This window comes from Pseudomonas sp. WS 5146, from assembly GCF_012985495.1.
Classification (GTDB): Bacteria; Pseudomonadota; Gammaproteobacteria; order Pseudomonadales; family Pseudomonadaceae; genus Aquipseudomonas; species Aquipseudomonas edaphica.
Genome location: NZ_JAAQWL010000003.1, coordinates 375,668 through 399,030, shown reverse-complemented (window position 1 = coordinate 399,030; position 23,363 = coordinate 375,668). Strand labels below are relative to the sequence as shown.

Sequence of the window (23,363 nt, the reverse complement as noted above, 5' to 3'; positions counted from 1 at the left end):
GTCGCCAATTCTCGACAAAACATACCCGGTACTTACCTGAATACAGGCGAGCGAAAGCATGCCGAGCCGCGGACTTCGCGATCGGTTTAAATAGGGTGTTCACATAACTTCTACAGCGCCCGCCAAGTGCGCGTTAGTTAACTGGCGCGCAGCGGGCTACTACTGGATGTGTTCATAACGAACTCCAGAATAATTATCAGGAAGTTGCTGTTTCCAGCTGGTTTAAGCGGCGCGATTGCTCAGGTAAAAACCGAGCAACAGGCTGGCTTGAGCCAGGGTGGAAACCTGAGGTCTCTGCGGGTCTTGAGGGTCGGCGTGGTCCCAGTGCTGCAGCAATTGGCCGCTGGCAGGGCAGACACGCCAGTGCGCCAGCGGGGGAGCTGGGCGCAGCTGATCTTTACTGGCTAGGGGAGAGGGTGCAGCAAAGGCCGAGCGGGTAGGTGAAAAGCCAGCGGGCTCGCGGCACAGCTTGGCGCGCAGGGCTGCGGCTAGCGTGCGAATGTCAGGCAAAACAATCAGTTGAAAGGTCATAACACACCTCGGGACCGGACGGGCGACCGGTGAGGCAGTTACGGTGGAGCATCAAGCTCTAGCGCAGCTTACCGGACCTGGAAGGCGAGTCCTGTCATATTCTGGGTTTGGCGCCCGATGCCCGCGTGAACGGTGCTCGGACAGCGACTAGATACTGTGTCCATTGGCTTCTTTTGTGAGGTTTAAAAAAGGCCCCAGTTGTGGGCAGGGGCAATCTACTTAGCTGGTTGCAAAATGTCAACGCAGGATGAGTTAAATTACCCTGTGTTCAGAGTTCATTCAGATAAGAGGCGCAGACAAGTTTCACCTTATATAACTTCATATGCCTTGCGCGGCCAGAACTGCCAGATAAATCAATACCACACCACAGGCGCCATAACTGATGCGTTGCCATAACGCTGAGGCGTTCTTGCGCAGCAGGTTGACCAACGCTGCAATCAGAAAGCAGGACAACACCGAGGCCAGCATAAAGCCTGCAAAAAACATCAGCGTTTGCCCATGGCTGGGCGCAGCCCCGACGATGCCGGACAAGGCGCTGCCCAGCGCGCCCCAATAGACGATGTTTTTCGGGTTAGCCAGTGAAATCGCCGCGCCCACCGCCAGCGCATTTTTCCCGGAGCTGGCGGGCGCGTCGCTCGCCTCGGGCAAGCGCCAGGCATCAATCAAGCTGCGGATACCCAGCCAGGCCAGGTACAGCGCGCAGACCACCGTCAGGGGCACACGCACCGCGTCATGCTGGATCAGCAAGGCAATGCCGGTGAGACCGATCACCGCCCACACCGCATCGCCTACCAGCGAGCCGATCTGCACCAGCAAGGCCGGGGTAAAACCGTGCAGCAAGCCACGGCGCAACGTTTCCGCCAGCACGGCACCGGGCGAGAGGCAAAACACAAAACCGAATACCAGCGCATAAAAGAAGATCGTTAACATGCCCGCGTTCCTTCAAGAAAGTCCAGGCAGTGTGGCGATGGGGAAAGCGTTCGTCTTGAACCAGATTGCGCTGTTCAGCGCTTCAACACGCTTTGATAGCGGCCGGGCGTGATGCCATAGGCGGCGCGAAAATGGCGGTTGAGGTGGCTTTGGTCAGCAAAGCCCAAGTCATGGGCGACTTCGCCGGCCGCCACCCCGTTGCGCAACAGGCTTTTGGCGCGGCGGGTGCGCAGTTGCATCGCCCACTGGCGCGGGCTGAGTCCGGTTTCCTTCTGGAAAGCGCGCAGCAGATGGAATTTGGACAATCCCAGCTCATCGCCGAGGTGGTCCAGGGGCAACCCTTGATGCAAGTGTGCAGCGAGCAATTCCTGGGCTCGGCTGATCATGCTTTTGCCCGTTGCCATGCTGCCAGGCACACGTACACCACTGACGCCGACCACTTCACCCAGTAGCAACACCAACGCCTCTTCATTGAGATCGCGGACCAATGCATCGGTACTCAAGGCGCCTTTCACCGCTACCGCCAGGCGCTGCGCCAGATCAGGTTGAAAGCACAACGAGCGATCGAACTCCAGCTGCGCCAACCCAAGGTCAGCCGCCAGCTGATCGGCTGTGGCATACAGGCTGACAAAGTGCCAAGGCGCGCCTTGCGCCGCGCCGCCACCTTGAATCTGACCGGGGTTGTACAGGGTAATGCTGCCCGGCCCGGCTTCGAATTCGCGGCGGTCCAGCCAGACCTTTTCCTCACCGACCAGGTTGACGCCGATTACACACTCATCATGGCTGTGTCTGGCAAAGGTCAGGCCCGTGCAGGCTGTACTGCTGACTTCGTAGTTGCCCAGCAAGGCGTGGTGCAGAGTGCTCATGATTCAGCTCAGGATGCGGTTGGCACGAGCATACGCCAGCAGGGCTGCTCAAATCGACCGTTGGTTGACACGCTGCGACAGCTCATCGGCGCTTTCCTTACGCTCTGAATAGCGGTCCACCAGGTCCGGGCGATCACGCAGCAAAACGGTGAACTTCACCAACTCTTCCATCACGTCCACCACGCGATCGTAGAGCGCCGATGGTTTCATGCGGTCCTGGTCATCGAACTCCATGAACGCCTTGGGCACCGAGGATTGGTTGGGGATCGTGAACATGCGCATCCAGCGCCCCAGCACGCGCAGTTGATTGACGGTATTGAACGATTGCGAGCCGCCGGACACCTGCATCACCGCCAGCGTTTTGCCCTGGGTCGGGCGAACGGCGCCGAGGGCCAGCGGCACCCAGTCGAGCTGGGCCTTGAACACTGCCGACATCGAACCGTGGCGCTCGGGCGAGCACCACACCTGGCCTTCGGACCATTGCATCAGGTCCAGCAGCTCCTGGACTTTAGGGTGATCGATGGGCGCATCGTCGGGCAACGGCAGGCCCGAAGGGTTGAAAATTCGCGTGTCGGCTCCGAAGTGGCGCAACAGCCGCGCGGCTTCTTCCACCAGCAAGCGGCTGAATGAGCGCGGGCGTGTGGAGCCGTAAAGCAGCAGGATGCGCGGCGGGTGGCCTGGCCCGACAGGCAGCGGGCCTGCGAGGGTGCTGTTGAGGTTGGGCAGGGTGGTCATTGTGTTCTCCGGTTAAAGCGCTGCGATGCGGGCCAGTTCTGCCTTCAACTCGGCAGGGCTGAGTTGGGCGAAGGGCAAGGCCAGGAACGCCTTGCAACGCCTTTCGATGGTGCTGAGCGTGGCCTTGAAGGCGGCGTCTACACGGGCCTCGTCACCCTGAACATTCGACGGGTCTTCCAACCCCCAGTGCGCCTTCACCGCCGGCCCGAAATACACCGGGCACGCTTCGCCCGCAGCTTTGTCGCACACTGTAATCACCACATCCGGCGGGCTGCCCTCAAAGGCCTCATTGCCCTTGCTGTACAAGCCTTCGGTACTGATGCCCGCTGCCTGCAACGTGCTCAGGCTGCGCGGCAGCACCTGGCCCTTGGGGAAACTGCCGGAGCTGATCGCCTCGAAACCTGCTGGCGCCAGGTGGTTGAACATCGCCTCGGACAAGATGCTGCGGCAGCTGTTGGCGGTACACATGAACAGGACTTTCATAGCGGTATTTCCTTCAGAGACTCAGGCGCAAGGCGAGGGCGGCGAGGGTGATCAACAGCACCGGCAAGGTCAGCACGATGCCGACCTTGAAGTAATAACCCCAAGTGATGGTGATGCCTTTGCGCGCCAGGATATGCAGCCACAGCAAGGTGGCCAGGCTGCCGATCGGAGTGATTTTGGGGCCCAGGTCGCTGCCGATCACGTTGGCGTAGATCATCGCGTCCTTGACCACGCCCACGGCATGGCTGGACTCGATCGACAGCGCGCCGATCAGCACCGTCGGCAGGTTGTTCATCGCCGACGACAACAGCGCCGTCAGCACGCCGGTGCCCATGGCCGCGCCCCACACGCCGTAGGTGGCAAAAGTGTCGAGCCAGGTCGCGAGGTAGGTGGTCAGGCCTGCGTTACGCAGGCCGTAGACCACCAGGTACATGCCCAGGGAAAACACCACGATCTGCCACGGCGCTTCTTTCAACACTTTGCGCGTAGAGATCTTGTGGCCCTTGGCGGCGATCACCAGTAGCAAAACGGCGCACACGGCAGAAATCGCACTGATGGGAATGCCCAGCGGCTCTAGCGCGAAACAGCCCACCAGCAGGATACCCAGCACCCACCAGCCCGCGCGAAAGGTCGCACGATCGTGGATGGCGCTGGCGGGGTCTTCCAGGTCGGCCGGGTCGTAGGCTTGGGGAATGTCGCGGCGAAAGAACCACAGCAGCACCGCAAGGGTGGCGGCGACACTGACGAAGTTCACCGGCACCATTACTGCTGCGTACTCGTTGAAGCCGATCTTGAAGTAATCCGCCGAGACGATATTCACCAGGTTCGACACCACCAGCGGCAAGCTCGCGGTATCCGCGATAAACCCAGCGCCCATGACAAACGCCAGGGTGGCCGCCGGGGAAAAGCGCAAGGCCAGCAGCATCGACATGACGATGGGCGTGAGGATCAACGCGGCGCCGTCGTTGGCAAACAGCGCCGAGACCAGCGCGCCCAGCAACACCATATAGGCAAACAGCCGCCGGCCACGCCCACGGCCCCAGCGCGCCACGTGCAGGGCGGTCCAGGCAAAGAAGCCGGCTTCGTCGAGCAGCAGGCTGATGATGATCAGCGCAACAAAGGTGCCGGTGGCGTTCCAGATGATGTGCCACACCACCGGAATATCCGCCAGGCTGATCACCCCGCAGGCCAGGGCCAGAATGGCGCCCATGCTTGCACTCCAGCCGACCCCGAGGCCTTTGGGCTGCCAGATGACCAGAACGATGGTGAAGATAAAAATGCCAATTGCGACAAGCATGAATAAACGCTCCGATGGCTCAGCAGCAGGTGCTGGCCCGTTGTGGTCGGTCACCCATGGCATCAAGACGCTGCGCGTCGTGGTGCAACCAGGGTTGGTTGGCTTGCAAGGTAGTGTCCAGCACTTGCGTGACCCAGGCGGGTAGTGCCGGGTTGATGCGGTAGTAGATCCATTGGCCCTGACGACGATCCAGCAGCAGCCCGCAACTGCGCAGTTGCGCCAGGTGCCGGGAGATCTTTGGCTGGCTGTCGTCCAGAGCATGGATCAGTTCGCACACGCAAAGTTCGCCTTCGCGCAGGATCAATAACGTCAAGCGGGCGCGAGTCGCGTCAGCCAGGCATTTGAACAGGGTGGGCGGTGAGAAGGGGGCCGACATGATCAGGGTCTTCTTTGTATATGGTTATCCGAATATACGAATATCCATATATGTAGGTCAATTCCTGAATTCGATTGATGTGGATCAAACCCCGCTCAATCCACCACAAGTGACTGAAATTAAAATGAAACACGAATGTCCTAAAGTGCCTGCCCATTGCTGATGAAGGATGAACCCGCGTGACCCGTGCCACTCGCAACCTGCGCAAGACCCTCGATTCCGTCGCGGACAATAACGAAACCGCGGCGTTTGACCTGATGCGCGCCGTCGAAAAGCTCGGCGATGAAGTGCTGCGCCAACGCCTGCTCAACACCATTCACCGGCTCAATCAGGACGCCCATGAATTGCGTGAGGCGCGCGACTCGGTGGAGCAGGTATCGGTCAAGCTCGCCTGAGTGAGCAAGATCGTTCAAGACAACCCGCTTTAAACGCTGGCATGCTTGTCGACTGTCTGTCGACGAGCCGTCTCCATGCCCACTGCCTTACCGCATTACGCCTTCGCCCGCGGCGCTATCGCCGTTATCCCGTTATCCCTGGCCTGTGCGCCGTGGGGGCTGCTCGCCGGCTCCATGGCCATTGATGCGCAATTTACCCCGCTGCAGGCCCAGGGCTTGTCCGCCATCGTGTTTGCCGGTGCCGCGCAACTGGTGGCCATCGGCATGGTCAAGAGCGGCGCCAGCCTGATCTCGATCGTGCTGACCACGCTGCTGCTGACTTCCCAACATTTGCTCTACGGCATGCACATGCGCCCGACACTCTCGTCACTCAACGCCCGCTGGCGCATGAGCCTGGGCTTTCTGCTGACCGATGAGTTCTTCGCGCTGGTCAACCACTATGACCGCGAGACGTTCAATCGCTGGTATGCGCTGGGGGTGGGCCTCACGTTCTACATCGCCTGGAACCTCTTCACCCTGGCTGGCATCGTGCTTGGCAAAAGCATTCCTGGGCTTGACCAGTTGGGGTTGGAGTTTTCGATTGCCGCCACCTTTATCGCGTTGATCACACCCGTGGTGCGTGATGTGCCGACGGTTGTGTGCGTGGCGGTGTCGTTGCTGTTTTCGGTGTGGTTGAGCTTTTTGCACTGGGAGTCGGCGGTGGTGGTGTCCGGGGTGTTGGGCATGAGTGCGGGGTTTGCCTGCAAGCGGCTGGGGGTAGGGCAGAAGTGATCTACATCATGATTGTGGCCATGGGGCTGGTGGTTTTCCTTAACCGATACCTGTTTATCGAGCCGCGCCTGCCGGTACGGCTTAATCGGGGGGCGCGGGAGTTCCTGGGGTTTGCGGTGCCGGGCATGCTGACGGCGATCTGCGGGCCGATTATTTTTCTCGCTGATCACACGCTGAATTTGAGCCCGACGAATCCTTACTTGCTGGCGGGAGTCTGCGCGGTGGCCTTGATGTTTTGGACGCGTAGCGTGTTGATTACGGTGCTGTTGAGCATGGGATTGTTTTATTTGTTTCGGTGGTGCTTTTGAGAGGGGCTATGGGTGTATATCCGTTGCTGCGGTGACGGATATGTACACCAAAAGACCGCCATCGCAGGCAAGCCAGCTCCCACAGGATGAGCCGGTTGCTACAGTGGAATCGGCGTTACACCACGCAGCACCAAGTCACTGATAAACCCCAGCCAATCCTGCTGATGCTCCTTATCCCCCAAGTCTTCACCCAGGAACGAACTGAGCGTGTGGCGGTTGGAGTTGTAGAAGTAGCAGAGCGAGGCAATCATCAAATACACGTGCTTGAGGTCGATGTCCTGGCGAAACACACCTTGGGCCTGGCCGGCTTCGATGATCGGGCGCAACACGCCAACCGCTTCGCCCGACAACCTGCGCATCTCGCCGGACTGCTGGGCATGCTTGCCCTGGTGCAGATTCTCGATGCTCAGGATCGCTACGAACTCGGGGTGCTTGACGTAGTAGCTCCAGATAAATGCCACCCGTTCACGCAAGGCTTGCACGGGGTCTCCCAGGTCCAGCTTGAGTTTGCTTTCGGCTTTATTGAACTGTTCATAGACATGTTCCAGCACACAGACGAACAGGTGTTCCTTGCTGCCGAAATAGTAATAAAGCATGCGGTCGTTGGAGTCGGCGGCCTTGGAAATAGTGTCGACGCGCCCACCGGAATAGCCGTCGCGAGTGAACACCTTGACTGCCGCCTGCAAGATACGCGCACGTGTCTGGTCGGCCTGTTGCGTTCGAATTCCGGTCTTCTTGATCGCCATCACAAAGCGCCTTGCCGCCAGTCGGGGCGCGAAATATAGCATGGGCTTTTTCGTGCCCGTTCTATGACCGACAAGTTCTGTAATAAAAACGCCATTGCGCTGGGGATTGGATCCTAGTCGGGCTATTTTGGTGCACCTCAATAAATAGAGTAGCCATGGATGAAATACCAACCCTTCAGCCGTACCCTGATTGCCACTGCGCTGGTGTTGACGGTCAACGGCGTGCAAGCCGCCTCACAGGCCCCGGTGGCCGGTGAAAACGGCATGGTGGTGACCGCCCAGCATTTGGCCACTCATGTTGGCGTGGATGTACTCAAGGCCGGCGGCAACGCAGTGGATGCGGCGGTTGCCGTGGGCTATGCGCTGGCCGTGGTGTACCCGGCAGCGGGCAACCTCGGTGGCGGCGGCTTTATGACCGTGCAGCTGGCAGATGGGCGCAAGACCTTCCTGGACTTCCGTGAAAAAGCCCCGCTGGCGGCCACTGCCGACATGTACCTGGACAAAGACGGCAAGGTGATCGACGGCCTCAGCGCCAAGGGCCACTTGGCCGTCGGCGTACCCGGCACCGTGTCCGGCATGGAAACCGCGCTGAACAAATACGGCACCCTCAAGCGCGCCCAGGTGATTGCCCCGGCGATCAAACTGGCCGAAAACGGCTTTGAACTGGAGCAGGGCGATATCGACCTGCTGCACACCGCCACCGGCGAGTTCGAAAAAGACAAAGACCTGCGCGGAATCTTCCTGCACAACGGCCAACCGATGCAGGTCGGCCAGAAACTGGTGCAGAAAGACCTGGCCAAGACCCTCAAGGAAATCTCCGCCAAGGGCACCGACGGCTTTTATAAAGGCTGGGTGGCCAAGGCGCTGGTGGATTCCAGCCAGGCCGGCAAGGGCATCATCACCCAGGCCGACCTCGACAAATACAAGACTCGCGAGCTGGCGCCCATCGAGTGCGACTACCGTGGCTACCACGTGGTCTCGGCGCCACCGCCAAGCTCCGGCGGTGTGGTGATCTGCCAGATCATGAACATCCTCGAAGGTTACCCGATGGCCGACCTCGGCTATCACTCGGCCCAAGGCCTGCACTACCAGATCGAAGCGATGCGTCACGCTTACGTGGACCGTAACAGCTACCTGGGTGACCCGGATTTCGTCAAGAACCCTATCGCGCACCTGTTGGACAAGGACTACGCCGCCAAGCTGCGTGCCGCCATTGAGCCGCAGAAGGCGGGTGATTCCCAGGCGATCAAGCCGGGTGTGTCGCCCCATGAAGGCAACAACACCACGCACTATTCGATCGTCGACAAGTGGGGTAACGCGGTGTCCGTGACCTACACCCTCAACGACTGGTTCGGTGCCGGCGTGATGGCGAGCAAGACCGGGGTGATCCTCAACGATGAAATGGACGACTTCACCGTCAAGGTCGGTGTGCCGAACATGTACGGGCTGGTGCAGGGCGAAGCCAACGCCATCGCACCGGGCAAGGCGCCGCTGTCGTCGATGAGCCCGACCATCGTCACCAAGGATGGCAAGACGGTGATGGTGGTCGGTACGCCGGGCGGCAGCCGGATCATCACCGCGACCTTGCTGACCATCCTCAATGTCATCGACTACAAGATGAACATCCAGGAAGCCGTGGACGCGCCACGCTTCCACCAGCAGTGGATGCCTGAAACCACCAACCTGGAAACCTTCGCGGTAAGCCCTGACACCCAGAAGATTCTGGAAAGCTGGGGCCACAAGTTTGCCGGCCCCCAGGATGCCAACCACTTGGCGGCGATCCTGGTGGGTGCGCCTTCGCTGGGTGGCAAGCCGGTGGGCAACAACCGTTTCTACGGGGCTAACGACCCACGCCGCAATACCGGGTTGTCGCTCGGTTACTGAGGTGTGAGGTGTTGATTCAGGAAGGCCAGGGACAGCGCCAGGCTGTCATGGGATAACTGGATGGCGGCGCCCTCGGCGCTGCCCTGGGCTGCCGGTATCACCCGTTCGAACATGTGGTTTTCATACGCCTGCACTGCGGCTGAGCAGCCAGGCGTGTGGAGCAGCTGCTGGGCCAGTTCGGCCGCATCGAGCATCGCGGCATTCACGCCTTCGCCGCCAAACGGCGACATCAGGTGCGCCGCATCCCCAATCAACGTCAACCCCTGGCGGTGGACCCAGCGATGGCCCACCGGCAGGGCGTGGATGTGCCTGGCCAGGACGGTTGCATTTGCCGCTTCAAACAGCGCCAGAATGTCCGGGTGCCAGCCTGCAAACTGAGCCTTGAGTGCAGGCAGGCTGAGGTGGTCGGCTGCCCACTCGGTGGGCACGCGAAAAATCGCATACCCGCGCAGATGCGCATGGGCGTTGCGCTGCACGATGATCGCTTTGGCGCCGCCCAGCACTTGCAGGCTGCCGCGCCCCACCAGCGTGGCAATGTGCGGGTGTTGGCGGTCGACATCATCGATGCCGAATTCGATAAACGTCAGCCCGCTGTACTGCGGCAGGTAGGGCGAGAGCAATGGGCGCAGTTTGGACCAGGCGCCATCGGCACCGACCACCAGGTCGAAGGGGCCGTGGGTGATCTCGCCTTGATGCAGTGTCCAGCGTGCAACACCGGCCGGGCGGATGTCATTGATGTTCACACCCCATTTCACACAGCCTTCAGGCAGCGAATCCAGCAGGATCTGGCGCAATTGGGTGCGGTCGACTTCCGGGCGCTCGCCGTCATCGGGGTTGGGGGCTTCGAACAGCAGATGGCCGTGCTGATCCATCAGGCGCGCACCTTGGTCTTCATAGCGCGCGATACGCCGGAAGGCGTCTTCCAGCCCGGCCTGCTGCAGCGCCAGTTGGCCGGATTCGACATGCAGATCCAGGGTGCCGCCCTGGGGGCGTTCCAGAGGCCCGCGTTCGCGTTCGAATACGCAGGCGGCCACGCCGTGGCGGTGGAGGATACGCGCCAAGGTCAAACCGCCGGGGCCGGCGCCGACAATGGCGATACGCAGTGAGATGGTCATGCAAGATGTCCTCGGCACGGCTGGGCAAGCAGTTGCTCGACCGCCTCAAAGGCTATGGCGCGGCGTGCTTCCCAGTCGCCACGAATCACCAGGGCGGGTTGCTGATGCTGTTCGATCCAGTCCAGGCTGCCCTGGAAAAACACCCGGCGATCCGCCAGTTCCGGCTGGCAGCGCTGGCCGTCGGCGCTCCATTCCACGTCCTCGGGGGACAGCAACAGGTGCAGGTCGTAATGGCGGGCCAGCAACTCATCATCTAGCCACGCCGGGTAATCACCGAACAGGGTCTGGCTCCAGAGTTTGTTGGTCAGCAGGTGGGTGTCGAGGATCAGCAGGCGAGGCTGCTCGGCGCGCGCAGCGTCTTCCCAGGCCAGTTGGCCACGGGCGATGGCCGGGATGTCCGCCAGGGTGGTGTCGCGCTGGTAATGGTCGATGAAGTAGCGCACGTATTCACCCACCATCAACCCACCGAAACGGGCGTGCAGTTGCGCGGCCAGCCAGCTTTTGCCGCTGGATTCGGGGCCGGCCAGTACCACCACTTTCATGCGTGCAACGCCGGGTCGGCGCGCCATTCACGCCAGCCTTGTACGGCGATCGCGGTGAACAGTGCATACAGCGCGGCGGTAAGGTAGAGGCCTTTGTAGAGGAACAGGCCGACGAAGATCACGTCCACGGCGATCCACAGCGGCCAGCATTGCACGCGTTTTTGCGCCATCCACATTTGCGCCACCAGGCTGAAACCGGTGAGTGCGGCGTCGAGCCAGGGTTGCGCGGCATCGGTCCAGTGGGCCATGGCGGCGCCGAGCAGGCCACTGAACACGGCACCGACGGTGAGGCTGACCATGATCGCGGACCAGCCCAGGCTGGTGACCTGGCGACCCTGCGCGACCTCACCGGCGCGGGTCCACTGCCACCAGCCGTAGAGTTGCAGGGCGGCGTAGACCACTTGCAGGAGCATGTCGGAATAGAGTTTTACGTCGAAGAACACCCAGGTGTAGAGCAGCACCATTACCAGGCCGATGGGCCAGCACCATGGGTTTTGCTTGACCGTCAGCCAGACAGCGATCACCCCCAGGGCGGCGGCGAACAATTCAAGCCCGGACATGGCGGTTCCTTGGGAGAGTGGGTGAGGGCGGTGATTGTAACCAAGATGGTGGGGCGGAGGAATGCTCGTTCCCACGCTCTGCGTGGGAATGCATCCCCAGACGCTCCGCGTCAGGCCTGGACGCAGAGCGTCCGTGGCGGCGTTCCCACGCGGAGCGTGGGAACGAGCATGAGTGCTAGATCTTGAACTGGCGCAACAACCCTCCAAGCTGCTCACTCAACCCACGCAAATGCGCGCTCGCCACACTGGACTGCTCCGCCGCCAGCGCCGTGCTGTGGGACAAACCCGCCGCCTGGGTGACGTTCTGGTTGATATCCTCCACCACGTGCGCCTGTTGCAAGGTCGCGCTGGCGATCGAGGCATTCAGCCCATTGAGGTTGCGCAACGCCTGGCCAATGGCGGTGAGGCTCGCACCTGCCTGGCCAGCTTGTTCAATGGTCAGTTGCGAGGCACTGTGGCTGTCGCTGATCACTTTGACCGCCGCTTCCGAATGCCCTTGCAGGCGCTCAATCATCACCTGGATTTCGGCGGTGGATTTCTGCGGGCGCTGGGCCAACAGCCGCACTTCATCGGCGACCACGGCAAACCCGCGACCCTGTTCACCGGCACGCGCCGCCTCGATGGCGGCGTTGAGGGCCAACAAGTTGGTCTGGTCGGCAATCGAACGGATCACTTCCAGCACACCACCAATCTGTGTACTTTCGCTGGACAGCGTGCGGATCACCTCCACGGCCTGGCTGATGGTGCTGGAGAGCTGGTCGATCTGTTGCAGGCTGCCGTCGATATTCACCTGGCCCTGCTGCGCCTGGGCCTGGGCGTCGCGCATTTCGCTGGCGGCATGCTCGGCATTTTTTGCCACGTCCTGCACGCCATAGGTCACTTCGTTGATCGCGGTAGCCACCAGCTCCATCTGCTGGGATTGTTGCTGGCTACGATCGTGGGCCTGGCTGGCATTGGTGCCCAGTTCCGTGGAAGATTGGCCCAGCGCGTTGGCACACTCCTGTAATTGGCCGACCACCTGGCGCAGCTTGGCGGTAAAGCTATTGAAGTGCTGCGACAATTGAGTGACCTCGTCGCGCCCGTGGGTGTCGAGGGTGCGGGTCAGGTCGCTTTCGCCGCTGGCAATATTGCCCATGGCATTCACCGCCGCCTGCAATGGATGCACAATGCTGCGCGCGATCAGGATCACCAACAGCGCCATCAGCAGCGCAATGCCCAGGCCGATCAATGAGGCTTTCCACACCTGGCCGGTGAATTCGGCCTGCACATCGTCCACGTATACGCCCGAGCCGATAATCCAGCCCCACGGCTCGAACAGTTGGATATACGAGGTTTTCTCCACCGGCGCGTCGGCGCCCGGTTTGGGCCAGCGATAGTTGACGATGCCGGCGCCCTTGGCCTTGGCCAGGAGCACAAATTCATTGAACACCGCAAAACCGTCCGGGTCGCGGATGGCCGAGAGGTTCTGGCCGTCGAGCTTGGGGTTGGCCGCGTGCATGATCATCACGGGCGTCAGGTCGTTGATCCAGAAGTAATCATCGTGGTCGTAGCGCAAGCCACGGACTGCGCTGAGGGCTTGCTGTTGCGCGGCCTCGCGGGTGAGAACGCCGGTTTTTTCAAGGTTCTGGTAGTAAGCCAGCACGCCGCTGGCGGTTTGCACCACGTGCTGGGTCTGCTGGCGTTTGGCCTGGTAGAGGTCGCCATGGATCTGCTTTAGCATCAACAGCCCCAAGGTTAGCAGCATCAACACGGCGACTATCAGGATCAGCCAAAGACGGCGGCTGATCGACATGCTGCGCAAACTGTTCATCGTCCTGTCACTCCGTGCTTTTTATAATTGTGTGCTGCATCGACAATTCCAGCTTGTCTGATAGGCTTTCGGCCTGTAATCGAAAAACCTGAGTACTCCCTGATTTTTCACGAAATTTTTGCGCACGGCTGGTGAAAATCCGCAGCGCATCACGATTGCACGTGGTCAGTGAACATTAAAAAGACAGACAAGGCATGCCGCAGCGCATGATCTTTGGGGGATACATGGATTTTTGGACCGCCATACAGGCATTGATTCTTGGCGTGGTGGAGGGGCTGACCGAGTTCCTGCCGATCTCCAGCACCGGGCACCAGATTATCGTCGCCGACTTGATCGGCTTCGGCGGAGAACGCTTTGAAGCGTTCAACATCATTATTCAACTGGGCGCGATCCTCGCGGTGGTCTGGGAGTTTCGGCGCAAGATCCTCGACGTGGTGATCGGCTTGCCGACCCAGCGCAACGCCCAGCGCTTTACCGTCAACCTGATCATCGCAGTGCTGCCGGCGGTGGTGTTGGGGGTGATTTTTGCCGACCTGATCAAGCATTACCTGTTTAACCCGATCACGGTGGCCACCGCGCTGGTGGTGGGCGGGGTGATCATGCTGTGGGCCGAGCGCCGCCAACATGCAGTGCACGCTGAAACGGTGGATGAGATCACCTGGAAAGACGCGCTCAAGGTCGGTGTGGCCCAGTGCCTGGCAATGATTCCAGGCACTTCGCGCTCCGGCGCGACCATTATCGGCGGCCTGTTGTTCGGCCTGTCGCGCAAGACCGCCACCGAGTTCTCGTTCTTCCTGGCCATGCCGACCATGGTCGGCGCTGCCGTGTATTCGGGCTACAAGTACCGTCACCTGTTCCAGCCCGATGACGTGCCGGTGTTTGCTATCGGCTTTGTCACCTCGTTCATCTTCGCGATGATTGCGGTCAAGGCGTTGCTCAAGTTTATCGCCAGCCACAGTTACGCGGCGTTTGCCTGGTATCGGATTGCGTTTGGCCTGGTGATCCTGGCGACCTGGCAGTTTGGCTGGATCGACTGGACGGCGGTCAAGCCATGAGCATTCAACACCCGCGCTTGAAGGCGTTCATCTTTGTTTTGCTATGCGCCGCGCCGCTGACTGGCGCGGCACTGTTGTGGCATCGCGGCGAGACGCTGATCCCGCTGGCCGCCTATGGCGTGGTCAGCGTGGTGGCGTTTTTCCTGTACTGGGGCGACAAACGCAAGGCCCAAGCCGAAGGCCCGCGCGTGCGCGAAAATATCCTGCATGCCGTGGAGCTGGCGGGCGGTTGGCCGGGGGCGCTGATTGCCCAGCAGGTGTTTCGCCACAAGACGCGCAAGGTGTCGTATCAGGTGCTGTTCTGGGTGATTGTGTTGCTGCACCAAGTGTTCTGGCTGGACCAGCTGTTCCTGGGCGGCACGCTGCTCTCGGTTTTATAGTGTTGAGGTGTCTGGGATATTTCCTACGCGATTGCGGGAGGCAGCTTACCCAGACGGCCCTGTAAACCGGCAGCAGGCTCGCGTTATGCTTCGGGCACTTGAGCGCACGGGGCCCACACGAATGTCTTTTTCAGATTCATTGCTCCATCATTCGGCAACTGAGCTTGCAGCGCTGATTCAACAACGCAAGTTTACTTCCACCGCCATCGTCAGCTTTTACCTTGCGCGTATCGAGGCGCTCAACCCCTCGGTCAACGCGCTGGTGCAGGTCTGTGCCGATACGGCGTTGGCCGATGCTTGGGCGGTTGATCGTGCTATCGCCCAAGGCGAGTATGGCGGCGTGTTGCAGGGCGTTCCCTTCACGGTCAAAGATGTTTTCGATACCCGTGGGGTAGTGTCGGCAGCGGGTCTGGTTGATCGGGCTCATTATTGTCCTCAGCACGATGCTCTTGCAGTGACGCGCATGAAAGCGGCCGGCGCCATTCTTTTGGGTAAAAGCAACTGCCCGCCGGGCGGTGGCGGTGGAGTGACCGATAACCCGGTCTACGGCGCTACCCGTAACCCCCATGCGCTGTCCCATGGCCCCGGCGGCAGCAGCGGTGGCGAAGCTGCTGCGGTGGCTGCCGGCCTTTCGCCGCTGGGACTGGGCAGCGATTCCGGTGGCAGCCTGCGCATACCGGCGCATTTTTGCGGAGTCAGTACCTTGAAGCCCACCACGGGCCGGGTGCCCAACACCGGGGTTTTCGATCACCCTGGTGGGTTGAGTGATAGCCGCAGCCAGATCGGCCCGATGGCCCGGCATGTCGAAGACTTGGACCTGGTGTTCCGGGTGATCGCCGGTGAGGATGGGCACGATTGTGGGGTGATTCCAATGCCGCTGCCGGATATGCCTCCACAGGCACTGAATGGTTTGCGCGTCGCCTGGTACAGCGAGGGCGGCATCGAACCGGTAGACACGTGTACCCAGGTCACGCTGCAGGTGGCTGCCGACCTGCTGGCAGGTGCGGGCGCCGTGGTCCGTCAGGCGTTCCCTTCGGCATTGCGTAATGCTCGCGATATTACCGAGCGCTACTGGGCAATGGGCAAAGGCTCCGGGGCACAGGCGATACAGTTGCTCTCGGATTGGGATCAGTTTCGCAGTGCCATGCTGGGGTTCATGGCGGACTACGACATTATCCTGTGCCCGGTTGACGCGGCCCCGGCGCCGCTGCTGGGCACCGCCCGGCCAGGGTTGTTCAGCCATACGCTGCCATACAGCCTGGCCGGCTGGCCCTGTGTGGTGGTGCGCGCCGGTACTGCTGACTCGGGTTTGCCGGTGGGTGTACAGATCGTTGCACGGGCCTGGCACGAGCATTTGGCGCTGGGGGCGGCGATGGCCATTGAGCGCGCACTGCCGTTTGCGCGTTGAACCATCAATCCAGCTTCAGTCCCACCTGCGCGCGCTTGGGCAATTTGCTTACCACCAACTGGTGCGAGCGCTGCAACAGGCCACGCAGTTCCTCGGCGCCCAGCGGGTAGGGCGTGTTCATGATCACCCACTGCGCCCGCGCCAGGTACGGCGCGGGGTGGATGCCAGGGCGGTCCACATGGCCGAGGAACAGCTCCTTGTCGACCTTGAACGCCAGCGAGTCACCGCGCAGGTTCTGCAGGGCGAACATCTTGTTGCCGGCAATCGAGAACACGCGCACGCCGCCCCACTTGTAGTCTTCCCGCGCGCCGGGCAGGCCCAGGCAGAATGCCGCGACTTGTGCTTCGCTCATCTTCATAGCAAACGGTCTCCGCAACCCTTGAAGGCTTCTTCCAGATAGTCGATCCAGGCCCGAATCGCCGGTAACACGCCACGGCGGTGCGGGTAGACCGCCTGCAACCAGCCGCCCGGCGAAGACCATTGCGGCAGCAACTGCACCAATTGGCCGCTGGCCAGCTCCTCTTCGCAATACATCATTGGCAGCAGGGTAAAGCCCAGGCCCTGCAAGGCGCAGGCTTTGCGCACGATAAAGTCGTCGATGCCCAGGCGCGCTTCCATGGATAAGTTTTCGGTATTGCCTTGCGGGTCGATCAACCGCAAGTGCACCAGGCGATCGGCCTCAAGCGCAGCGAGTACCGGCAATTGCTTGAGATCGTCCGGGGTGTTGATTTGGCGGCCTTGCAGGAACTGCGGGCTGGCCACCAAGACTGTCTGGGCCTGGCGCAGGCGCTTGGTCACCAGCAACGGGTCTTCATCGCCCAACTCGCGCACGCGCAGGGCCACATCGATACCTTCGGCCACCAGGTCGACGCGTCGGTTGACCAGTGTCATCTCCAGCTGCACCAGTGGGTGAGCGGCGAGAAAGCCGGCAACGATGCCTGGCAACATGTGCTGCGCCATGCCCACCGGACAACTCACGCGCAGGCGCCCGCGGGGTTCGCTGGACATGCTGGCCACGGCCTCGTCGGCCATTTCCGCTTCCAGCAGCATCGCCTGGCAATGGCGCAGGTAGCGCTCGCCGACGGCAGTGAGGGTCAATTGCCGCGTGGTGCGTTGCAACAGGCGGGCGCCAAGGCGTTCTTCCAGTTCGGCGATGCGCCGCGACAGCCGTGACTTGGGAATCCCCAGCAGCCGGCCGGCCGCCGCAAAGCCGCCGGCTTCGACGACTTTGGCGAAGTAGTAGAGGTCGTTGAGGTCTTGCATGGTCAACCTATTGTCCTGTCAGTGGGACGAACTATCCGCGTGTGGCGTGCGCAAATCCAGCCTAAAAAAAAGCCAGCACCTTGCAGGCACTGGCTTTTGGAGGGTGAGAGGGCTTAGAACTGCGCCCCCGCCATCAACACATACTTCACGTGCACGTACTCCTCGATCCCGTAATAGCTGCCTTCACGCCCATAGCCGGACTGCTTGATGCCACCAAACGGGACCGACGCCGTGCCCACAGAACCCGAGTTGAGGATCACCATGCCGGCCTCCAGTTGACGTGACAGGCGCAACGACCGGCCCTGCGCGCTGGTGTAGGCATAGGCCACCAGGCCGAACTCGGTCTGGTTAGCGCGGGCGATGACTTCTTCTTCGTCCTTGAACGAGTAGACGGCGAACACGGGGCCGAAGATCTCCTCGGTCGCCAGCGGTGAATCGTCCTGCAAGCCGGTCAATACGGTCGGTTCATAGAACAGCCCGCCCTTGGCGTGGGGTTTGCCGCCCATCAGCACGTTGGCGCCCGCCGCCTTGGCGTCCTCGACCAGACGCACGACTTTGTCAAAACCCAGTTGATTGACCAGCGGCCCGACCACAAAGCCTTCGCGCAGGCCCTGGTCCACTTCGATGTTGGCGACGGCAGCCTTCATGCGTTCGATAAAGTCTTCGAGAATGCTGCGCTGCACAAAGATCCGGTTCGGCGAGATGCACACCTGGCCCGAGTTGCGCAGTTTGGCGCCGACCAGTCCTTTTACCGCCTCATCCAGGTTGGCGTCCTCAAACACAATAAACGGCGCATTGCCGCCCAGCTCCAGGGTCATCTTCTTGATAGTCGCTGCGCACTGCGCTGCGAGCAATTTGCCCACACCGGTGGAGCCGGTGAACGAGATCTTGCGGATACGTGGGTCGCCAGTGAGGATCAGGCCGATCTCCTTGGGATCACCCACCACCACTTCAAGCACACCGGCTTCGATACCGGCCTTGCGTGCGTAGTCCAGCAGCTTGAGGGCGGTGAGCGGTGTGTCTTCGGCGGGCTTGATCACCATGGTGCAGCCGGCGGCCAGGGCCGTGGCGACTTTGCGGGTGATCATCATGAACGGGAAGTTCCACGGCGTAATGGCCGCTACGGGGCCGATGGCTTCTTTGGTCACCATGACATTGGCATTGCGGTCGTGGGTGGGAATGGTGTCGCCGTAGACGCGTTTGGCCTCTTCGGCGTACCACTCGATAAAGCCCAAACCGTAGTCGATTTCACCTCGGGCTTCGCTCAGGCACTTGCCGTTTTCGCGGCACAGCAGTTCGGCGAAGGCCTCCTTGTCCGCCTTAACGCTGTCGTGCCAGCGGCGCAGAATGTCGCTGCGCTCCTTGGCGAGTTTGCCGGACCATTCGGGGAAGGCGGCGCAGGTGCGGTCAACGGCGGCCTTGACCTGGGCTGAGGTGTGCTTGGTCACACGGCCGATTTCTTCGCCAGTGGCAGGGTTGTAGACGATAAGCATGGGCAAACTCCGAAGGCTGAAAGTGCTGTTTCAGGCTACGGAACACTGCGGTTTGAGCGAATATCCATTCCAATGTGCTGATTGCCTATTCCTATGAGTGCATAGCCATACCGGTGTTTGCGCAGTACCGTGCTGTTTTCGCCAGGAGCCATGCGCCATGGGCCGCACCCAAAAAATCATCGAGCTGATGGGGCGCTTGGCGCCTGTCGAAGGCTATAACCTGAGCGCTCTGGAGGATGTGCGTTTCCTGCGCTCAAATCGGCCGCTGCACCGGGTGTCGGTGCTGTACGACCCCGGCATCGTGATCGTCTGCCAGGGGCGCAAGCGCGGTTACCTGGGTGAAGAGATTTACCTGTACGACGCCCAGCATTACCTGGTGGTGTCGGTGCCGGTGCCGTTCACCATGGAAACCGAGGCCAGCGAAGCAGAGCCGATGCTGGCGGTGTACTTGCGCCTGGATTTCACCCTCGCCGCCGAATTGATGTTGGCGCTGGATGCGTTTCCCGAATTGCTCGAAGCCAAGCCGCGCGGCATGTATTCCTCGCCCATGGACGACAAACTCAGTGAGTCGCTGCTGCGGTTTCTCGAAGCCATGAGTGCGCCGATGGAGGCACAGGTTCTCGGCCCCGCGCTGATGCGCGAGATCTACTACCGCATCCTTACAGGCGAGCAGGGCGGTTCGATGCGCGCCGCGCTTAACCGCCAAGGCCAGTTCGGCAAGGTGGCACGCGCAATCCGCAAGATTCATGGGGACTACCACCAGCACCTGGACGTGGAAGCGTTGGCGCGCGAGGCGATGATGAGCGTGCCGAGTTTTCACGCACACTTTCGCACGGTCACCGACACCTCACCGATGCAATACCTCAAGTCCACGCGCCTGCACCAGGCGCGTTTGCTGATGCTGCGCAACGACATCACTGCCGCCACGGCATGTGCCCAGGTGGGCTATGAAAGCGCCTCGCAGTTCAGCCGAGAGTTCAAGCGCTTGTTCGGGCGTACGCCCCAGGAGGAGATTCAGTGGATGAAACGCACCTATGCGCTGCCGGCGCCTACGTCGGCATCGATTTATGTGTCTTCGCACTGAGTTGGCGAGCTGATTGTCCTGCTGGCAGGACGAACAATCACATTTGTGCCGTCTAATCGACTATTGGGTTCATGTGTAGGATTAACTTCATTCGATCGCCCAGCCGCGATCCTCACTTGGAGAACCCGCATGAAACTGTTGCATATCGATTCCAGCATCCTCGGCGACAACTCGGCTTCGCGTCAGCTCAGCGCTGGTGTGGTCAAGGCCTGGCAAGCGGCTGAGCCAGGTGTGGAAGTGACCTATCGTGACTTGGCTGCCGAAGGCATCAGCCACTTTTCCGGCCTGACCCTGGGCGCCCTGGGCACCGCTGCCGAATTGCGCGACGCCGTACAAAAACACGAGGCCGAACTGAGCGCTACGTCCCTGGCTGAATTCATCGCCGCCGACGCTGTAGTCATCGGTGCGCCGATGTACAACTTCTCGGTGCCGTCCCAGCTCAAGGCCTGGATCGACCGTATTGCCGTGGCCGGCCAAACCTTCCGTTACACCGAAGCCGGCCCTGAAGGCCTGTGCGGCGGCAAGAAGCTGATCATTGTTTCCACCGCTGGCGGTCTGCATGCGGGCCAGGCGAGCAATGTGGGGCACGAGGATTACTTGAAACTGGTGTTTGGCTTCCTCGGCATCACTGATATCGAATTTGTCCGCGCCCAAGGCCTGGCGTACGGTGAAGAAGTTCGCAGCAAGGCCTTGAGCGACGCCAACGTAGTGATCAACGAACAATTGTTCGCCGCCGCGTAAGGCTTGTGTAAAGTTCGCCTCTGTTCGGTTCCAATCTGAACCGGGGCGCCTAAACTCTGTATTCTGATCGCCTGAACGCGACCGGAGTACGGAGTTTTTTCGTTTACCCGCTGTCATTACTTTGGCCCAGGTTATGCATGCATGGGTTTATCACCCGGAGCGAGTGCCTTGGCCCATGGACTTTTCAAACCGACATGCCGCGGGTGTTGAACGTGGTCGCGCAGCAAAGGTGGACATCCCCATGATGCGTCTTTGTGCTGTTTTGGTTCTTTCCCTGCTCGGTGGCCTGATTTCAGTGCACGCTGCCCCGGCGCCGCACCCGCATTGGAGTGTGGGCTTTCATCGCATGAGTTTTCTCGACCCGCTGGATCAGCAGCCGATGAACGCCATCGCGTTTTACCCGTCTACCGATGACGAGCATTCCACGCAGTTGGGTCCCTACCACGTGGCTGCCACCCAGGATTCCAAAGTGGCCATCGGGCGTTTCCCGATGCTGATGTTGTCCCACGGCAACACCGGTACACCGCTGGCGCTGCACGACCTGGCCACTTCGCTGGCGCGCAAAGGGTTTGTGGTGGTGGCCGTTTTGCATCCCGGCGACAACTACAAGGATCACAGCCGCCTGGGCACGGTGAGCAACCTGTACGGGCGGCCGATCCAGATTTCCGCAGCGATTACCGCCACGCTCGGGGATACGATGCTGTCGCCGTTCGTCAATATCGACCAGGTGGGCGTTATCGGTTACTCAGCCGGTGGCGAAACCGCGCTGATCCTGGCCGGGGCCAAGCCGGACTTCGACCGCCTGCGCCGCTATTGCCAGGAGCGCCCGGAAGACCGCGACGCCTGCACCACCAAAGGTGAGCTGGTGGTCGACCGTGAAGACCTGCAGCCGCAAGCCGACCCGCGTATTCACGCCTTGATGCTGATGGCGCCGTTGAGCCTGATGTTTGGCCGCCACACGTTGGCCGATGTGCACGTGCCGGTGCTGCTCTACAGTGGCGACGGCGACAAGCTGGTGGCCGTGGACAAGAACGCCGCTGCCCTGGCGCGCAAACTGCCGCAGCCGCCGGATTTCAAACTATTGGCCGGGGCCGGGCACTTTGTGTTCATGGCGCCGTGTGACAGCGACCAACTGCTGGCCATGCCGGCGATTTGCACGGATGCCGACGGTGTCGACCGCGAAGGCATCCACCGCGACCTGATCTCGGAGGCGGGGCGCTTCTTCGAGCATACCCTGGGTCAGTCGACCCGCGCCGGTTTGCAGACCGCTGATCAGTAAGCGCGGCGCTTGAGCTGCACGGTCAGGCACAGGGCCGTGACCGACAGCAGCGCGGCGCAGAAGAAGATCCAGCCATAGCCGAGGTTCAGTGCCACGGCGCCCATCAATGGCCCGGCAATCGCCAGGGCCAGATCAAAAAACACCGCATACGCACTCAGCCCCGCGCCCCGGCTGCTGTTGGGCACTTGCTTGATAGCCTCCACGCCGAGCGCCGGGTACACCAGCGACAAACCGAAGCCGGTCAGCCCGGCGCCGATCAGCGCCACACCGGTGGAGGGCGCCAGCCACAACAGGGTCAGGCCGACGGTCTCGATGGTCATGCAGGCAATCGCCGCGCTGAACCCGCCGAAGCGGCTGATGGCGGAGATAAACACCAGGCGCGACAAGATAAAACACACGCCAAACACCGTCAGGCAGTACGCCGCACCGACCCAGCCACGGTTGAGGTAATACAGGGTGATGAAGGTGGTCAGCGTGCCGTAGCCGATAGACGCCAGGCACAGGCTGGCGCCAAACGGCGCGATGCGCCCGAACACCGACCAGAATGGCAGCCGCTCGCCACGCACCACCGGCACCGACGGTTTATTGCGGATCAACACCAGGCCCAAGGCGGCCAACACGGACAGCGCGATGCCCAGGCTGGTGTAGCCATAATCGGCCACCATCACCACGCCCAGCGGCGCGCCAATCGCGATGGCGCCGTAGGACGCGATACCGTTCCAGGAGATCGAGCGCGCCGTGTGTTCGGCACCGACCGCGCCCATGCACCAGCTGATGGTGCCAACGCCGATCAGGCCTTGGGCCACGCCGAGCAACAGCCTGCCAACGATCAATACCCCAAGGCTCACGGCGGGCATGCTTTCAAGCAAGGTTGCGAAAAATGTCAGCACGCCACTGACCAGGATGCCAGCCAAACCCAACACAATGGCGCGTTTGGTGCCGACGTTATCCGACATGCGCCCAGCCATCGGGCGGCTGAGCAGGGTGGCCAGGTATTGCGAGCCGATGGTGACCCCGGCGACTACGGCGCTGAAGCCCAGTTGTTCATGCACATAGCCTGGGATCACCGCAATCGGCAGGCCGATGCAGATAAACGCGATAAAGGTGTAGAAGACAATGGAGACGATCTGCAGGGTGATCGACAGGGAGCTGGGGGCGGCGGCAGGCATGGTCACTCATTCGCGGGCGGGCGGTGAGGGCATGATGGCAAGGGCGTGGGGGAAAAGGAAGCTGGCTAACGGGTTTTGCTGAAGAGGCCCGTCATCATAAGCCGCTCTATTGTAGTGAACAGGCTCGATGTGACGAGCAGGC

The 23,363-nt window shown here is 61.2% G+C and carries 26 protein-coding genes; 10 read left to right on the top strand and 16 right to left on the bottom strand.

Annotated features, from left to right (window positions below):
- Positions 1–222: 222 nt before the first annotated feature.
- The 7 genes from HBO41_RS10645 to HBO41_RS10615 form a co-directional block, all read right to left on the bottom strand.
- Positions 223–531 carry a hypothetical protein gene (locus HBO41_RS10645; protein WP_099549718.1) on the bottom strand — a complete coding sequence of 103 codons (309 nt, stop codon included), beginning with the start codon at positions 529–531 and terminating at the stop codon, positions 223–225.
- A gap of 318 nt (positions 532–849) precedes the next feature.
- Positions 850–1,461 (bottom strand): LysE family transporter, encoded by a 612-nt coding sequence (locus HBO41_RS10640; RefSeq protein WP_017138838.1) that lies wholly within the window; start codon positions 1,459–1,461, stop codon positions 850–852.
- A gap of 74 nt (positions 1,462–1,535) precedes the next feature.
- Complete coding sequence (locus HBO41_RS10635; protein WP_017138837.1) at positions 1,536–2,327, bottom strand: AraC family transcriptional regulator; 792 nt, start codon at positions 2,325–2,327, stop codon at positions 1,536–1,538.
- Between the two features lie 48 nt (positions 2,328–2,375).
- On the bottom strand, positions 2,376–3,062 hold the full coding sequence (gene arsH / locus HBO41_RS10630) for an arsenical resistance protein ArsH (RefSeq protein WP_169986143.1): 687 nt from the start codon (positions 3,060–3,062) through the stop codon (positions 2,376–2,378).
- Positions 3,063–3,074: 12 nt separating this feature from the next.
- Positions 3,075–3,545 carry an arsenate reductase ArsC gene (locus tag HBO41_RS10625; RefSeq protein WP_099549720.1) on the bottom strand — a complete coding sequence of 157 codons (471 nt, stop codon included), beginning with the start codon at positions 3,543–3,545 and terminating at the stop codon, positions 3,075–3,077.
- 13 nt (positions 3,546–3,558) lie between these two features.
- A complete protein-coding gene (locus HBO41_RS10620; protein WP_017138833.1) occupies positions 3,559–4,842 on the bottom strand; it encodes an arsenic transporter in 1,284 nt (427 codons plus the stop codon).
- Positions 4,843–4,861: 19 nt separating this feature from the next.
- Complete coding sequence (locus tag HBO41_RS10615; RefSeq protein WP_138454111.1) at positions 4,862–5,218, bottom strand: metalloregulator ArsR/SmtB family transcription factor; 357 nt, start codon at positions 5,216–5,218, stop codon at positions 4,862–4,864.
- Between the two features lie 179 nt (positions 5,219–5,397).
- Here HBO41_RS10615 and HBO41_RS10610 point away from each other — a divergent pair, with 179 nt between their 5' ends.
- The 3 genes from HBO41_RS10610 to HBO41_RS10600 all read left to right on the top strand — a co-directional run bounded on the left by HBO41_RS10610 (position 5,398) and on the right by HBO41_RS10600 (position 6,692).
- Positions 5,398–5,613 carry a hypothetical protein gene (locus HBO41_RS10610; RefSeq protein ID WP_017138831.1) on the top strand — a complete coding sequence of 72 codons (216 nt, stop codon included), beginning with the start codon at positions 5,398–5,400 and terminating at the stop codon, positions 5,611–5,613.
- Positions 5,614–5,688: 75 nt separating this feature from the next.
- The gene (locus HBO41_RS10605) at positions 5,689–6,384 is read left to right on the top strand and encodes an AzlC family ABC transporter permease (protein ID WP_017138830.1); all 696 of its coding nucleotides are present in this window, start codon (positions 5,689–5,691) and stop codon (positions 6,382–6,384) included.
- Entirely contained in the window at positions 6,381–6,692 is a 312-nt protein-coding gene (locus HBO41_RS10600; protein WP_017138829.1) for an AzlD domain-containing protein, read from the top strand. Before HBO41_RS10605 ends, HBO41_RS10600 begins: the two co-directional genes overlap by 4 nt.
- Positions 6,693–6,790: 98 nt before the next feature.
- Here HBO41_RS10600 and HBO41_RS10595 read toward each other — a convergent pair whose 3' ends face one another.
- Complete coding sequence (locus HBO41_RS10595; RefSeq protein WP_017138828.1) at positions 6,791–7,438, bottom strand: TetR/AcrR family transcriptional regulator; 648 nt, start codon at positions 7,436–7,438, stop codon at positions 6,791–6,793.
- A 159-nt stretch (positions 7,439–7,597) separates the two neighbouring features.
- Here HBO41_RS10595 and ggt point away from each other — a divergent pair, with 159 nt between their 5' ends.
- Entirely contained in the window at positions 7,598–9,322 is a 1,725-nt protein-coding gene (gene ggt, locus HBO41_RS10590; protein WP_099549723.1) for a gamma-glutamyltransferase, read from the top strand.
- Here ggt and HBO41_RS10585 read toward each other — a convergent pair.
- From HBO41_RS10585 to HBO41_RS10570, 4 genes are all read right to left on the bottom strand, one after another.
- Positions 9,316–10,437 (bottom strand): NAD(P)/FAD-dependent oxidoreductase, encoded by a 1,122-nt coding sequence (locus HBO41_RS10585; protein WP_099549724.1) that lies wholly within the window; start codon positions 10,435–10,437, stop codon positions 9,316–9,318. The genes ggt and HBO41_RS10585 overlap by 7 nt on opposite strands.
- Entirely contained in the window at positions 10,434–10,979 is a 546-nt protein-coding gene (locus HBO41_RS10580) for an AAA family ATPase (protein WP_099549725.1), read from the bottom strand. Before HBO41_RS10580 ends, HBO41_RS10585 begins: the two co-directional genes overlap by 4 nt.
- Positions 10,976–11,539, bottom strand: coding sequence for a nicotinamide riboside transporter PnuC (gene pnuC / locus HBO41_RS10575; RefSeq protein ID WP_017138825.1), 564 nt, complete (start codon positions 11,537–11,539; stop codon positions 10,976–10,978). The genes HBO41_RS10580 and pnuC overlap by 4 nt, the downstream gene beginning before the upstream one ends.
- Positions 11,540–11,714: 175 nt before the next feature.
- Positions 11,715–13,349: a methyl-accepting chemotaxis protein gene (locus tag HBO41_RS10570; protein ID WP_169986134.1), complete on the bottom strand. Its 1,635-nt coding sequence runs from the start codon at positions 13,347–13,349 to the stop codon at positions 11,715–11,717.
- 224 nt (positions 13,350–13,573) lie between these two features.
- Here HBO41_RS10570 and HBO41_RS10565 point away from each other — a divergent pair, with 224 nt between their 5' ends.
- From HBO41_RS10565 to HBO41_RS10555, 3 genes are all read left to right on the top strand, one after another.
- Positions 13,574–14,404 carry an undecaprenyl-diphosphate phosphatase gene (locus HBO41_RS10565; RefSeq protein WP_169986132.1) on the top strand — a complete coding sequence of 277 codons (831 nt, stop codon included), beginning with the start codon at positions 13,574–13,576 and terminating at the stop codon, positions 14,402–14,404.
- A complete protein-coding gene (locus tag HBO41_RS10560; protein WP_017138822.1) occupies positions 14,401–14,784 on the top strand; it encodes a DUF1294 domain-containing protein in 384 nt (127 codons plus the stop codon). The genes HBO41_RS10565 and HBO41_RS10560 overlap by 4 nt, the downstream gene beginning before the upstream one ends.
- A 121-nt stretch (positions 14,785–14,905) precedes the next feature.
- Positions 14,906–16,192, top strand: a complete 1,287-nt coding sequence (locus HBO41_RS10555) for an amidase (protein WP_169986130.1) — start codon at positions 14,906–14,908, stop codon at positions 16,190–16,192.
- Positions 16,193–16,196: 4 nt separating this feature from the next.
- Here the strand turns inward: HBO41_RS10555 and HBO41_RS10550 are convergent, their stop codons facing one another.
- The 3 genes from HBO41_RS10550 to HBO41_RS10540 form a co-directional block, all read right to left on the bottom strand.
- Positions 16,197–16,550 (bottom strand): MmcQ/YjbR family DNA-binding protein, encoded by a 354-nt coding sequence (locus HBO41_RS10550; protein ID WP_017138820.1) that lies wholly within the window; start codon positions 16,548–16,550, stop codon positions 16,197–16,199.
- A complete protein-coding gene (locus HBO41_RS10545) occupies positions 16,547–17,455 on the bottom strand; it encodes a LysR substrate-binding domain-containing protein (protein ID WP_017138819.1) in 909 nt (302 codons plus the stop codon). Before HBO41_RS10545 ends, HBO41_RS10550 begins: the two co-directional genes overlap by 4 nt.
- A gap of 113 nt (positions 17,456–17,568) precedes the next feature.
- Positions 17,569–18,948 (bottom strand): NAD-dependent succinate-semialdehyde dehydrogenase, encoded by a 1,380-nt coding sequence (locus HBO41_RS10540; protein ID WP_169986127.1) that lies wholly within the window; start codon positions 18,946–18,948, stop codon positions 17,569–17,571.
- Positions 18,949–19,105: 157 nt separating this feature from the next.
- Between HBO41_RS10540 and HBO41_RS10535 the strand changes: the two genes are divergently transcribed.
- The 3 genes from HBO41_RS10535 (at position 19,106) to HBO41_RS10525 (ending at position 22,052) form a co-directional block, all read left to right on the top strand.
- On the top strand, positions 19,106–20,032 hold the full coding sequence (locus tag HBO41_RS10535) for an AraC family transcriptional regulator (RefSeq protein WP_169986125.1): 927 nt from the start codon (positions 19,106–19,108) through the stop codon (positions 20,030–20,032).
- 129 nt (positions 20,033–20,161) lie between these two features.
- Positions 20,162–20,773: an FMN-dependent NADH-azoreductase gene (locus HBO41_RS10530; RefSeq protein ID WP_017138816.1), complete on the top strand. Its 612-nt coding sequence runs from the start codon at positions 20,162–20,164 to the stop codon at positions 20,771–20,773.
- 241 nt (positions 20,774–21,014) lie between these two features.
- Complete coding sequence (locus HBO41_RS10525) at positions 21,015–22,052, top strand: dienelactone hydrolase (RefSeq protein WP_169986123.1); 1,038 nt, start codon at positions 21,015–21,017, stop codon at positions 22,050–22,052.
- On the opposite strand, the gene HBO41_RS10520 is transcribed toward HBO41_RS10525, so the two are convergent.
- Entirely contained in the window at positions 22,046–23,221 is a 1,176-nt protein-coding gene (locus HBO41_RS10520) for an MFS transporter (protein WP_169986122.1), read from the bottom strand. The two genes, HBO41_RS10525 and HBO41_RS10520, sit on opposite strands and share 7 nt — an antisense overlap.
- Positions 23,222–23,363: the final 142 nt, after the last annotated feature.